The organism is Acinetobacter sp. DMC2, assembly GCF_056314305.1.
In genome coordinates this window covers 14,360-26,610 of the sequence record NZ_JBQUYP010000012.1, presented here as the reverse complement: position 1 = coordinate 26,610, position 12,251 = coordinate 14,360, and the positions used below count along the sequence as shown (strand labels likewise).

12 protein-coding genes are annotated in these 12,251 nt (G+C 39.3%); 7 read left to right on the top strand and 5 right to left on the bottom strand.

The genetic code is table 11. The annotated features are described in order from the left end of the window. Positions 1-82 precede the first annotated feature (82 nt). Together pcaU and ACT53H_RS18635 are read right to left on the bottom strand one after the other, a co-directional pair. Complete coding sequence (pcaU, locus tag ACT53H_RS18640) at positions 83-895, bottom strand: IclR family transcriptional regulator PcaU (RefSeq protein WP_003652006.1); 813 nt, start codon at positions 893-895, stop codon at positions 83-85. 43 nt (positions 896-938) lie between these two features. Continuing rightward, the gene (locus ACT53H_RS18635) at positions 939-1,859 is read right to left on the bottom strand and encodes a LysR family transcriptional regulator (RefSeq protein WP_151743692.1); all 921 of its coding nucleotides are present in this window, start codon (positions 1,857-1,859) and stop codon (positions 939-941) included. 88 nt (positions 1,860-1,947) lie between these two features. Between ACT53H_RS18635 and ACT53H_RS18630 the strand changes: the two genes are divergently transcribed. From ACT53H_RS18630 to ACT53H_RS18615, 4 genes are read left to right on the top strand one after another with little or no spacing between them, the layout of a single operon-like run. Continuing rightward, positions 1,948-3,192 (top strand): acyl-CoA dehydrogenase family protein, encoded by a 1,245-nt coding sequence (locus ACT53H_RS18630; RefSeq protein WP_476009848.1) that lies wholly within the window; start codon positions 1,948-1,950, stop codon positions 3,190-3,192. Between the two features lie 17 nt (positions 3,193-3,209). Further along, positions 3,210-4,331 carry a phosphotransferase family protein gene (locus tag ACT53H_RS18625; protein WP_476009847.1) on the top strand — a complete coding sequence of 374 codons (1,122 nt, stop codon included), beginning with the start codon at positions 3,210-3,212 and terminating at the stop codon, positions 4,329-4,331. Then, positions 4,328-5,026 carry a histidine phosphatase family protein gene (locus tag ACT53H_RS18620; RefSeq protein WP_476009846.1) on the top strand — a complete coding sequence of 233 codons (699 nt, stop codon included), beginning with the start codon at positions 4,328-4,330 and terminating at the stop codon, positions 5,024-5,026. The genes ACT53H_RS18625 and ACT53H_RS18620 overlap by 4 nt, the downstream gene beginning before the upstream one ends. A 15-nt stretch (positions 5,027-5,041) precedes the next feature. After that, complete coding sequence (locus tag ACT53H_RS18615) at positions 5,042-5,785, top strand: SDR family oxidoreductase (protein WP_476009845.1); 744 nt, start codon at positions 5,042-5,044, stop codon at positions 5,783-5,785. Between the two features lie 36 nt (positions 5,786-5,821). Here the strand turns inward: ACT53H_RS18615 and ACT53H_RS18610 are convergent, their stop codons facing one another. The 3 genes from ACT53H_RS18610 to ACT53H_RS18600 all read right to left on the bottom strand — a co-directional run bounded on the left by ACT53H_RS18610 (position 5,822) and on the right by ACT53H_RS18600 (position 9,420). Then, a complete protein-coding gene (locus tag ACT53H_RS18610) occupies positions 5,822-7,078 on the bottom strand; it encodes an OprD family outer membrane porin (protein WP_476009844.1) in 1,257 nt (418 codons plus the stop codon). Positions 7,079-7,186: 108 nt separating this feature from the next. Continuing rightward, positions 7,187-8,536 (bottom strand): spinster family MFS transporter, encoded by a 1,350-nt coding sequence (locus ACT53H_RS18605; RefSeq protein WP_476009843.1) that lies wholly within the window; start codon positions 8,534-8,536, stop codon positions 7,187-7,189. 416 nt (positions 8,537-8,952) lie between these two features. After that, positions 8,953-9,420 carry a MarR family winged helix-turn-helix transcriptional regulator gene (locus ACT53H_RS18600; protein WP_009392094.1) on the bottom strand — a complete coding sequence of 156 codons (468 nt, stop codon included), beginning with the start codon at positions 9,418-9,420 and terminating at the stop codon, positions 8,953-8,955. A 149-nt stretch (positions 9,421-9,569) separates the two neighbouring features. On the opposite strand from ACT53H_RS18600, the gene ACT53H_RS18595 reads away from it, so the two are divergent. Genes ACT53H_RS18595 through ACT53H_RS18585 form a run of 3 tightly spaced genes read left to right on the top strand, consistent with a single transcriptional unit; the run spans position 9,570 to position 12,251 of the window. After that, on the top strand, positions 9,570-10,679 hold the full coding sequence (locus ACT53H_RS18595; RefSeq protein ID WP_476009842.1) for an amidase: 1,110 nt from the start codon (positions 9,570-9,572) through the stop codon (positions 10,677-10,679). 36 nt (positions 10,680-10,715) lie between these two features. Further along, positions 10,716-11,864: an acyl-CoA dehydrogenase family protein gene (locus ACT53H_RS18590; RefSeq protein WP_238611589.1), complete on the top strand. Its 1,149-nt coding sequence runs from the start codon at positions 10,716-10,718 to the stop codon at positions 11,862-11,864. Positions 11,865-11,891: 27 nt separating this feature from the next. Next, positions 11,892-12,251 (top strand): hypothetical protein, encoded by a 360-nt coding sequence (locus ACT53H_RS18585; protein WP_032068917.1) that lies wholly within the window; start codon positions 11,892-11,894, stop codon positions 12,249-12,251.

Genomic DNA, 12,251 nt, shown 5'->3' with positions numbered 1-12,251 from the left:
CATTTATTTTGAATCGTATTCATGCTCTAAATAGCCTAAGCGAATAATGAAATTTATCCTATCAAAATAGCCTAAGTAAGATTTAAAGAACTTGTCTCAAATCCCGCGAAGTCTCTTGCAATAAAGGCAAAATGTGTTGAATTAAATATTCTTCAGTTGTTTTCATGGTTGGAGAAACAATGTTTAAAGCCGCAACGACTTTAAAGTCTTGCCCATAAATAGGTACGGCGAGTGCGTGAACGCCTAATTCATGTTCTTCACGTGAATAACACCAATCTTGTTCTCGAATCTCTTGTAGTAACTCTAAAAATTTATCGTTTTCAATATGCGTATATTTGGTTAAACGCTGTAGCGGGTATTTTTGAAGCCAGTCCAATTGTTCTTCTTGGCTTAAATGTGCCAGTAAAATTTTACCCGCCGATGTCGCATGAGCAGGTAAGCGATTACCCAAGTGTAAGCCGTATGGATTTACACGGTCAGTTTGTTGGTGCGCCGCACTACGCGCAATGGTAATGGCCTCATAACCGTCAAGTACCATCACAGAATAAATAAGAGAGGTTTGATTAGTTAATAAGTTTAATAAAGGCTGCGATACTTTTGGAAGTTGAGCAGCGCCCAAATATGCTCCTGAAAATTTCAGGACTTTTGGGGTTAAATAGTAATAGTGGCCATCTGACTCAAGATAACCTAGATATTCTAAGGTTAATAAATGGCGTCTTGCTGCCGCTCGGGTAAGCCCAGTTTTTTCAGCGGCCATAGAAATGTTTAGGCGATGTTGATTGCTACTAAAGCTATCTAAAATTGCCATGCCTTTACCGATGCCAGCAATGTAATCTTCATGACGAATAGTTTTCTTGTTGTCCTGATTCTGGATTATTCGTTCATCTTTACTCATGACTGGTCCTTGTACGATGTAGGTGTTAGTAGATCAATTTGCTTTACTGAAAAAGTTTAATAATTTCATGTCGCAAAAATTGATGCCTTAAATTATCCCTTAAATCTTCATGCCAAAACATCCCCATTTTGATATTGGTCATCTCAAATGGGAGTGAATGCAAACGAATTTCCGAACTATAGGATAAATGCTGCAAAATCATTCGGGGCATAGTCAATATTGCGTTAGCTTGAGCTCCCAAAACTTGTAACGCTGTTGAGTAGTTTTGACAGCGCATGAATACATTTCTTGAAATTTTTTGATGTTGGTTTAAATAAATATCTTCAAGTAAAGCACCTGTACGGCGTGAAGAAACCCCAATATGCCGTCCACTGATATAACTAGATAAATCGACTTCTTTAAGTTGACTGCAAATGACAAACTCATCTGTTACCAGATGGTCAAAGGTAATTTTTGGAGATAAGTATTGTTCCAAATCAATCACGAAATCGAGCTGCTGCGTCGCCAAGTCCGCCATAATATGTTTTCGATCTAGCTTCATACTGACAAACTGTAAATCTAAATTAAGATTCTGAAAATGTTGAGCCAGCCTTGGAAGAATAATTGGTTCAATCTCATCATGAACGGCGATTTTTAAGTTTTTTAAACTTGTGGGATCAAAGACATGTTTTTGCTGGCTAATATTTTGAATCGTTAAAAGTGCCTGTTTCACTGTCGGATAAATTTGTTCTGCAAAAGGAGTGGCAGACATTTTATTGCCTACTCGTATAAATACATCATCTTCAAGCTGCTGACGTAATCTTTGCAAAGCGTGACTTGCCGCCGACTGCGTAATATTAAGACTACTTGCTGCATTTGAAATACTTTTTTGCTCATAAATCGCGATGAATAGCGGATATAAATTGATATCAATTCGATGAAAAAAACTTAAGTCTAGTCCATGCAGGTTATGAATATTATTCATGAGGTGTTATTTAATAAAATCATTTCATTCATATTAAGTTTCAAGTTATGTTGATGTAAAGACAAGATAATGATGTAAAGGAAAAAGAATGTTTGAACTCTCAAAGAAAGCTCAGGACTTCACCGAGCGAACTAGAAAATTTATTTTAGAAGAAATAGAACCTGTTGAAGCAAAATTTTGGGAAGAAGTTCATGAGTTAAATCCAGATGGAAACTGGAAAAAATGGCAATGGCCAGAGCTCTTAGAAACTCTGAAATCTAAAGCTAAACAAGCCGGTCTTTGGAATATGTTTTTACCCGATGAAAAGCTGGGTGCTGGGTTAACTGTTCAAGAATATGCTCATATAGCCGAATTAACTGGTCGTAGTTTATTGGCACCTACGGTTTTTAACTGTAATGCACCGGATACGGGAAATATGGAATTGTTATGGCGCTATGGTAGTGAACAACAAAAACGGCAATGGCTACAGCCTTTATTGGACGGCAAAATCCGTTCGGTTTTTTGTATGACTGAACCGGATGTTGCTTCAAGCGATGCAACCAATATGCAAGCGACTGCGCTCATCGATGGTAATGAAATTGTTTTAAATGGCAAAAAGTGGTGGTCGTCTGGTTTAGGTGACCCAAATGCTAAAGTCATTATTTTTATGGCACATACTCCAGATGAAACCAAAGACCGTCATCATCAACATTCTATGGTTTTAGTACCGATTGATACGGCGGGTGTCGAAATTCAACGTATGTTACCTGTGTTTGGTGACTACGATGCGCCACATGGACACGGTGAGGTTCACTTTAATAATGTTCGAGTGCCTCTTGAAAACTTTATTGGTGGAGCGGGCCAAGGTTTTGAAATTGCACAAGGTCGTTTAGGGCCGGGGCGTATTCACCATTGCATGCGCTGTATTGGGGCTGCTGAAAAAGCTTTAGAGCTTATGATTGATAGAGGCATGTCTAGAACGGCGTTTGGCAAAGAAATTTTAAAGCTTGGCGGAAACCTCGAACGTGTAGCCGATGCGCGGGTAGCCATAGATCAAGCTAGACTTTTAACCTTGTATGCTGCTTATAAAATGGATACTTTAGGAAATATGGCTGCTTTAACAGAAATATCTGCAATTAAAGTAGTGGCTCCGAGTGTTTTAGAAAAAGTAGTCGACATGGCGATTCAGTTACATGGCGGTGCGGGCCTTTCAAGAGATACACCATTAACAGGTTTCTTTGCTCAAGCACGCAGTTTACGTTTAGCTGATGGTCCAGATGAAGTACATAAAGGCATGATTGCCAAATTAGAGTTGGCCAAACGTGGTTATTTCGGTCGTCATAAGAAAGTATAAGTTTAAAGGAAGTGAATATGTCGGTAATTGATGTAGGCGGTGAAGTACGTGAAGGTGAAGAGCTTGATATTGGGGCAGTTGAAAACTGGTTAAAAAGCCAAGGTGTTGAGTTGATTGGCCCAGCCGTCGTTACTCAATATACAGGTGGAGCGTCGAATTGGACTTATCGTTTAAAGTATGAAAATACCGATTTAATTTTACGTCGTCCTCCAAAAGGAACAAAAGCGAAGTCGGCCCACGATATGGCCCGTGAATATATGGTGCAAAAAAACCTTGCGCCTTATTATCCCGTGCTTCCTAAAATGGTGGCACTTTGTCAGGATGAATCGGTCATTGGCTGTGATTTTTATGTCATGGAACGCATTGAAGGCATTATTCCTCGTGCAAAATTACCGCCTGAGCTTGGCTTTAATGAAGAAAATGTTCATGAGCTTTGCGTAAATGTTATTGATAAGCTGATTGAGCTACATCAAGTTCCTTATGAGAACACGCCTTTAGCTGAACTAGGCAAAGGTGCGGGATATTGCCGTAGACAAGTTGAAGGTTGGGATAAGCGCTATGAAAAAGTCCGTACAATCAACGTTCCTTCATTTAAATATGTTCGAAAATGGCTAAACGATAATATCCCTCAAGATTCTACGACTTGTATTATTCACAATGATTGGCGTTTTGATAATGTGATTTTAGATCCAGAACATCCAACAGAAGTGATTGGCGTGCTCGATTGGGAAATGGCGACCTTGGGTGATCCATTAATGGATTTGGGCAGTGCTTTGGCCTATTGGGTTGAGCCAACGGATAACATGATTTTTAGATCAACACGCCGTCAGCCGACTCACTTAAAGGGAATGTTCTCTCGAAAAGAAGTCGTTGACTATTATTTGCAAAAAACAGGATTGGAGCCTCAAAACTGGGCTTTTTATGAAGTGTTTGGGGTATTCCGTTTAGCAGTGATTGCCCAGCAAATCTATTACCGTTATTACCATAAACAAACCCGAAATCCTGCATTTAAAGATTTCTGGATCGTGATTCATGCGCTACATATCAGAGCTTTAAAACTTATCGCACAGCAAAAATTGCAAGAATCTGAATTTGCTCAGCAATCTCTACAGAAAATACAGGGTATTTTAAGAAGATGACCACAATTTATCTGGTAAGACATGGACAGGCATCATTTGGTAAAAGTAACTATGATGAGCTGTCTGAAAATGGCGAGGCTCAGGCGAATTTGTTAGGCCGTTATTTTAAGCAAATATTGAAAGAACAACCGTATGTGGTGGCAGGAACTATGCAGCGCCATGAGCAGACTGCAAAGCTTGCACTAAATGAATGCTTTCCAGATGCGGTGATTCATCATAATAATTTATGGAATGAGTTTAACCACCAACAAGTTTTTGCCCGTTATGAACCGCGTTTTGAACAGCCTGAACTGTTAAAAGCTGACGTGGCGCAAGAACAGAACCCTCGCGCATATCTTGCCAAAATATTCGAAGGTGCCATTGGACGATGGACAGATGGCGATTTTCATCATGAATATGATGAGTCTTGGCCACATTTTAAAGAAAGAGTCGAAACAGCATTGCAGCAACTTTGTGATGAGTTAGCAAAAACCAAACCTCGCTATGCAATTGTTTTTACCTCTGGTGGTGTGATTTCTGTAGCAATTGGAAAACTGCTTGAACTCAGTCCCAATCGAACTTTTGCTTTGAATTGGGCAATTACCAATACAAGCCTCACAACTTTACGTTTGGTTGGAAATGAAGCTCAGGTTTTAAGTTTAAATGAACATCATTTTATAAAAGCTGAGCGTCCAGATTTACTGACATGGATTTAAAAAAAGGATAAAAACATGGCAAAGACAATTTTAATTACAGGTGCAAGTTCTGGTTTGGGTGCGGGCATGGCTCATGAATTTGCAGCGAAAGGCTATAACTTAGCGATTTGTGCACGCCGTTTAGACCGTTTAGATACTTTAAAAACTGAACTTGAAAATGAGTATGGCATTAAGGTGATTGCAAAAAGTCTAGATGTCACCAATTACGATCAGGTTTTTGAAGTATTTCGCGCCTTCAAACAAGAATTTGGTTATTTAGACCGAATTATTGTAAATGCGGGAGTCGGAAATGGTCGCCGTATTGGTAAGGGTAATTTTGAAATTAATAAGGCAACCGCTGAAACGAACTTTATTTCTGCTTTAGCGCAATGTGAAGCAGCGGTTGAAATTTTTAGAGCACAAAATGCCGGTCATTTAGTGGTGATGTCATCCATGAGTGCTATGCGCGGACTACCAAAACATTTATCGACTTATGCTGCAAGTAAAGCCGCGGTCGCTCACTTGGCCGAAGGCATTCGTGCTGAATTATTGGATACACCAATTAAAGTCTCAACCATTTTCCCAGGCTACATTCGTACTGAAATGAACGAAGGTGCTAAACATTTACCCTTTGAGGTAGATGCCAAAACAGGATGTAAAGCTTTGGTCAAAGCCATTGAAAAACAACCAGTGAAAGCTTACGTACCGCAGTGGCCATGGTTACCAATGAGTATTGCTATGAAAGTTTTGCCTTTAAGATTGGTCAATAAATTAGGGTAAAAAATTACCCCCTAAATTTTAGGGGGTAATTTTTATTTAGAATTTTTTGGTGTAATTGACGAATAAACGGTCTTCACCAAAGTCATTGCCATGTTTTACGTTGTAATCAATACGAATATATTGCAGGGCAACACCTTTTAAGAATGGTTGCTGAAATGCATAGTTTAAAATCACATTAGACTCAGTTTCATGGTTCTTTTCACCATTGGCTGCTTTAAAGTCATGGCCGTAAACATATTTCACCACCGCATTTAGGCCCGGTACATAGTCTTTAAAGTCGTAGCCATACATCACATGGTAAGACTTTTCATCTTCTTTAAAGAATCCGGTAGCGTTCCAGTTGATGAAATAGGTTTCTGGTAAGAAGCCATCTGGTAGAGGGTAAGCTGATTCACCAATAATTTGTTGGTAACCTAAACCAAAGGTGTGGTTTTTTACTTTAACGGTTTCAAGTAATCCGATGTTCTGCGCATCAATATCAAAAGTATTGCCGTCATCTTTTGCATTAAAGTACTTAAACTTAGAGGTGAGGGCAAAAGTTGGCTGCTTCCACGTATGTTCAAGTCCAACATAATGCTTGTTATACAGATCTTCCAAATTACCGAAGTAATATTCACCCTTTAAAGACGGCGTGAATTGATATCGCAGGTCAATGTAGTTAAGGCCATCAGATTCTTTGGTAATTCCATTTGCAGTAAATGAAAACTTTTTAAAGTCTTCTTCATTACGTGGAGATACTTTTTCCACTCGGCCAATTTCTGCGTAAAGCTGATCTGAAAGTTGCGACTTTAAGTTAGTTCCCCAATAAGAAGTGAGTAGCTGACGACTAGCATCTACCGCCGTTACAGGTAAATCGAGCCAGAGTTCACCGACACTTAAAAGGGTTTTGTCATAGCCAAGTTTTAAAGTCGCGCCGTATTTTAAATAGTCTGATGCCTGAGATTGTGTTTCTTTATTAAAAGGCAAAACTGTGTCGGCGACATGTTTGTCTGAACTTAAGCGCACGGCGTATTGAACAGAAGCATCAGCCCCAATCGTGATTGGCTTATCTGCTATGACTAAGGGAGTGTCATGCATTTTTGATTTATAAAATAATGACGCTGCCTGAGACCAACTGCCGGTATCTTTGAGTGCATCGTTATCAAAATCACGATTGATATATGCATTTTTTAAAGTGAATTTCCATTCATCTTCAGTTTGCTGATTCGGATTTGCAGCCCATGAGCTGCTGCACATAAGTAATAAAGTAGCAACAGCTAAAGTGTGTGGTTTAAAACGGTGAAATAATTCCATAATCCATTTCCCAGATGTATGCCAGTCCTCGGCACTACGTAATTTTGAATATTTCGGTACTCTCTAAGCGTTTAGTTAGAGAGTACATTTTGCAATTTGTGAGACCTATTAATTTAATTTTTCAAGTTTCATGCTTTCACTAAAGAATTTGCAGCCTTTAAAAAGCAGAATTAGAGCCAGTACACACGACAAACCACCCACAATAGATAAAGAAGAACCCACCATTAACGGACTACCAAAAACTTTATCGGTGATAATTGCGACCAATGTTGTACCAATACCGAGTCCAATTAAGTTACTCACCAAAAGGAATAGGGCAGAAAGGCGTGCTCTAAATTGGTTTGGGGCTAACATTTGTAATGCTGTGGCCGAAATTACTAGAGGGAAAGATGCAAAGAACATTGCAGGAATCAATAAGCTGACTGAAAGCCAGAGCTGATCTGTTTGGGTAAAAAACGCGATTGGAATAATCAGGCCAACAATCCCAATCACACCTGTGAACATCGGTGCATCTTGACGACCTTTTTTTATAAACCAGTCGTTTAGCCAACCTGCACAAAACACGCCTAATGTATTTGCTATTAACAGAATCGTACCGAGCATGTAACCTGTTTCAGTCGGTGCGAGTTGAAACTTTCGAATATAAAATGCAGGCGTCCAGCTAGTCAGGCTGTAGAGTGCCATTGCATAAAAGGTAAAACCTAAATAATGACAAGCAAATGTTTTTGCATGTTTTTTAATAAACTGAAGACATTGTGAGAATTTAACTTGGTCAACTTGTCCATTTTGGTTGAGCTGTTGGCCTTTACGTGCAGGGTCTTTAACGGTCAGAATAAATAGCAGACCAATAATGATGCCGGGTAAACCTACTACAAAAAAGGCAATTTGCCATGCCTTGAGTGCGCCTAATAGTGGAACTTCAATGAGCGTTACGCCTTTAAGTAAGTTAATGACATAACCGCCAACTAAAAAGGCGATACCACCACCTAAAAAAGCGCCAATTGAATAGATCCCGACAGCACGTCCTAGTTTGTCTTTACTAAACATGTCGCTGAACATTGAATAAGCTGCTGGAGATAACGCAGCTTCACCTACACCGACCGCCATACGGCTCAAGAAAAGTTGAATAAAGTTTTTACTTAAACCACAAGTTGCCGTGGCTAGACTCCAAACAATAATTCCAATTGAAATCAGTTTTGGTCGTGAAAAACGATCGGCAATATAAGCTAAGGGTAAACCCATAACAGCGTAAAACAGTGAGAAGGCAAGGCCATGTAACAGGCTAAATTGTGTATCTGAAAGTTGGAGATCTGCTTTAATGGGTTCAATCATCAGCGCCAGAATTTGGCGGTCAATAAATGAAAATATATATGCCAACATACAAAGTGTGACGACATACCATGCATACGCATTGCTTTTCTTTTGTGTCCTTTCAACAGCGATATTACTTTGGTTCATACACTTAATCCTTATGTATAAAACGCTTAAAGAAATTGATATCTAACTTTTATTATTCCTCTGAAGTTTTTGATATTTCCCCCTTTAGATAAGAATAATAAATAGGCTAGAAATGAGTAGTTTGGTCTCGTACAGACCGGAAGAGTGTGTCTAAACCCGATTAGGAGTTAATGGGTTTTTAAATATCATGGAATTATTATTTTCTTTTTATATGTAAAATTCCATTACTTATTGAGTATGTTAGAATACCTAAAAAGTATGTTAAGTAAACAGATAGTAATAATTTATTGAATTAAGAAACTGATTTTTATTTTATTTTTTAATATTGAAACGTCTTTTGATAAAGAGCAGCGAGAAAGGAAGAACTATTTCCATGCTGCTCTTGAGCGTATCTAACCCGATATCAAGTCAAATAATTAACTTGATGGCATGAGGTCAAATAATTTTTTTAACTGGTGATTTAAATTGTGAAGCTCATCTTCTGAAAAGGCATTCAGGATGCCTGCTAAGGTGACCACACTAATTTGATTAATCTGTTCAACCAGCTCAACACCTTTGGCCGTTAATTTCACCATCGAAATTCGTTCATCGGTGGTAGAAGAGTAGACCTCGACAATTCCATCTTCTACTAATCGATATACAGCTTTTGTTGCTGTCGTTAACTTTAAGGTAGAAAGATTAGCGATATCGGTAATACTGGCTTCACCCAAAGCATTAGTACTTAAAATGATTTTACGGCGTGTATTATCAATGCCTAGTTTTTTTATTGATTTTTCAATGAGTTGTGAATATTTTCCATTCACTTGGGAAACCCAAAAAAAAGGGAAGTTTTGAATACTCGACGGTTCTTTATTAGGAAGAAATTGTTCTAAATGATCAAGCATAGCTAAGCAATAACTTAGTGAAAAAAGGGTAATCCTATTATAAACAAAATTTTGCATATTTCCTTGAGAACAAATTATAAAAAATACTTGACAATTCCATTAAATTTTCTCATATTTTAATTAATAGATAAAAATACATGGAAAAGTGAATGAATATTATCAGCCAAAGTGTGCATAAAGGAAGTGGCAAGCTCAAGGTGATGGTCAAGGACACAATTGATATTCAAGGTCTAAAAACCATTGCGGGTAGTCGAGCTTTATTAAATGTTGAAGCTGCTCAAGATGATGCTGAGGTGGTTAAAAACATTTTAAAAGCTGACTGTGAAATTATTGCGAAAACAAATTTGCATGAGTTGGCTTTTGGTATTACAGGCATTAACCACGCTTTTGGTACACCCATCAATCCTAAATATCCTGAACTTATTCCAGGCGGCTCTTCGAGTGGTTCGGCTGCGGCAGTTGCTGCTAAACAAGCTGACTTTACTTTAGGTACAGATACGGGCGGCTCTATCCGTATGCCTGCTGCGTGCTGCGGAGTTTTTGGATTAAAGCCAACTTTCGGTCGCGTGAGCAGAAAAGGCGTTTATCCACCGTCAAGTTCTTTAGATTGTGTTGGCCCTTTTGCAAATTCAGTCGAGATGATTGAAAAAGCCATGCAAATTATTGATCCAACTTTTAACCCTACCCCATGTATTAGCACACCGAAACTCGCTGTGCTGGATGTACAAGCAGATGAGGTTGTTTGGAACTGTATTTATCAAGCACTTCAAAAAGCCAATTTACAGACCACTTTAGAAAAAGTTGAACATTTTGAAGCTGCTTTTGATGCAGGCATGCAGATTATTAATTATGAAAATTGGCAAGCTTTTGGTGAGTTAACTCAAACAGGGTTAGTTGGTTCTGATGTAAATGGTCGTTTATTAAAAGCTGCCGCAACAACTTTAGAGCAAGTGAAACAAGCAGAAGTTGTGAAAACGCAGCTGATCCAAGAACTTGATGCACTACTAGAAAAATATGATGCATTGGTTTTACCGACACTTCCACAAATTCCACCGAAAGTTTCTGAAGCTGAAAACACGGTCGCTTTTTTAAATCTTACGGGTTTAGTTCGACCATTTAATTTATCAGGACATCCAGCTATTTCAGTGCCACTTGAAACCAGTGAAGGGTTACCTGTGGGCCTACAGATCGTATCAAAGCATCAAAAAGATGAGCAATTATGCGCTATAGCTAAATTTTGTGTTGATGCAATGCAATAAATTACAAGGAGTTAGATGATGAATAAGTTGTCTAAAATGGAGTTTGCTTCTCAAGACAAAGCAGTTGACTTAGATGCTTTGTGCCAAGAAATACGTGAGCGTGCCTGTACAGGTGAATTCGATAATCAGGCATATGTGAGCCAAGATATTATCGAAAAGCTTAAGCAAATCGGTGTTTACCGTGCATTGGTTCCGAAACGTTTTGGCGGTGACGAATGTTCACCACGACAGTTTTGTGAATTGATCGAAACCCTATCTAAAGCTGATGGTTCAGTCGGTTGGGTAGCAAGTTTCGGCATGAGCCCTGCGTATTTAGGAAGTTTGCCTGAAGATACACTTAAAGAATTGTACCAAAACGGACCAGATGTGGTGTTTGCCGGAGGTATTTTTCCACCACAACCAGCTGAAATTACAGATGAAGGTGTCGTGGTTCGTGGACGTTGGAAATTTTCAAGTGGCTGCATGGGGGCCGACATTGTTGGTGTAGGGATTTCACCACTTAAAAACAATGAAATGCAGGGCTTACCACGCATGGCTGTTATGCCTGCCAAAAAAGCCAAAATCGAAATGACTTGGGACACCGTTGGCCTAAAAGGTACGGGAAGCCATGACTTAGTCGTCGAAGATGTATTGGTCGAAAAGAAATGGACCTTTGTACGTGGTGAACCTTCAAAACTCAGCGAGCCATTTTTTAAATATCCGTCACTGTCTTTAGCGACTCAAGTATTAACTGTGGTAGGTATTGGTGTTGCAGCTGCTGCACTAGAAGAATTTGAAAAATTAGCGCCAGGCAAAGCATCTATTACAGGCGGGTCAGAAATTGCAAACCGTCCAGTGACTCAATATGAATTTGCTCAAGCTGATGCAGAGTTTCAGGCTGCAAAGTCTTGGTTTTATCAAACCATGGATATTGTCTGGAATGAAATTATTGCTGGGCGTGAAGCCACTGCTGAACAGATTAGCGATATGCGTCTGGCATGTACCCATGCAGCGCGAGTTTGCGCCAAAGTGACCCGAAAAATGCAAATGCTCGCGGGTATGACAGCAATCTATACCAACAATCCATTTAGCCGTTTTGTAAATGACACCAACGTGGTGACCCAACATGCCTTTATGGGTGATGCGACTTTACAAAATGCAGGATCAATTAGTTTCGGGTTAAAGCCAACCCCTGGTTATTTATAAGTTTTAATTTTTAAAAAGGATATTGAGATGGAAGCTAAAAAACCATTACGCGTGTTGTTTTGCATGGGTATTAACCAGAACTTTTTTGATGCAGAACCTGCTGAAGCAAAAGCGGTTTGGGCAGCATTTGGTGAAATGTGGAATGGCATTCATGACTTACCGGGCGTGCATGTTTTTGGAAACCTTGATGATGACCAAAGTATGGTTGGCCCAAGTGCGGGCTGGCCTTGGACAACTTATTTGCTTGCCGATGTTCCAGATATTGAAACCGTACATGCCGCTTGTAACTTATTTAGAACGACGGTAGTGGGTGAAGGCCCATACAAACTTTGGAAATATTGCAAAGTTGAAGCTCGTGTTGGGCGCGAATTGATTATCCAACGTTAA

Coding starts and splice junctions, on each gene's coding strand:
- pcaU (WP_003652006.1), bottom strand. CDS start 895: ATGAGTAAAGATGAACGAATAATCCAGAATCAGGACAACAAGAAAACT.
- ACT53H_RS18635 (WP_151743692.1), bottom strand. CDS start 1,859: ATGAATAATATTCATAACCTGCATGGACTAGACTTAAGTTTTTTTCAT.
- ACT53H_RS18630 (WP_476009848.1), top strand. CDS start 1,948: ATGTTTGAACTCTCAAAGAAAGCTCAGGACTTCACCGAGCGAACTAGA.
- ACT53H_RS18625 (WP_476009847.1), top strand. CDS start 3,210: ATGTCGGTAATTGATGTAGGCGGTGAAGTACGTGAAGGTGAAGAGCTT.
- ACT53H_RS18620 (WP_476009846.1), top strand. CDS start 4,328: ATGACCACAATTTATCTGGTAAGACATGGACAGGCATCATTTGGTAAA.
- ACT53H_RS18615 (WP_476009845.1), top strand. CDS start 5,042: ATGGCAAAGACAATTTTAATTACAGGTGCAAGTTCTGGTTTGGGTGCG.
- ACT53H_RS18610 (WP_476009844.1), bottom strand. CDS start 7,078: ATGGAATTATTTCACCGTTTTAAACCACACACTTTAGCTGTTGCTACT.
- ACT53H_RS18605 (WP_476009843.1), bottom strand. CDS start 8,536: ATGAACCAAAGTAATATCGCTGTTGAAAGGACACAAAAGAAAAGCAAT.
- ACT53H_RS18600 (WP_009392094.1), bottom strand. CDS start 9,420: ATGCTTGATCATTTAGAACAATTTCTTCCTAATAAAGAACCGTCGAGT.
- ACT53H_RS18595 (WP_476009842.1), top strand. CDS start 9,570: ATGAATATTATCAGCCAAAGTGTGCATAAAGGAAGTGGCAAGCTCAAG.
- ACT53H_RS18590 (WP_238611589.1), top strand. CDS start 10,716: ATGGAGTTTGCTTCTCAAGACAAAGCAGTTGACTTAGATGCTTTGTGC.
- ACT53H_RS18585 (WP_032068917.1), top strand. CDS start 11,892: ATGGAAGCTAAAAAACCATTACGCGTGTTGTTTTGCATGGGTATTAAC.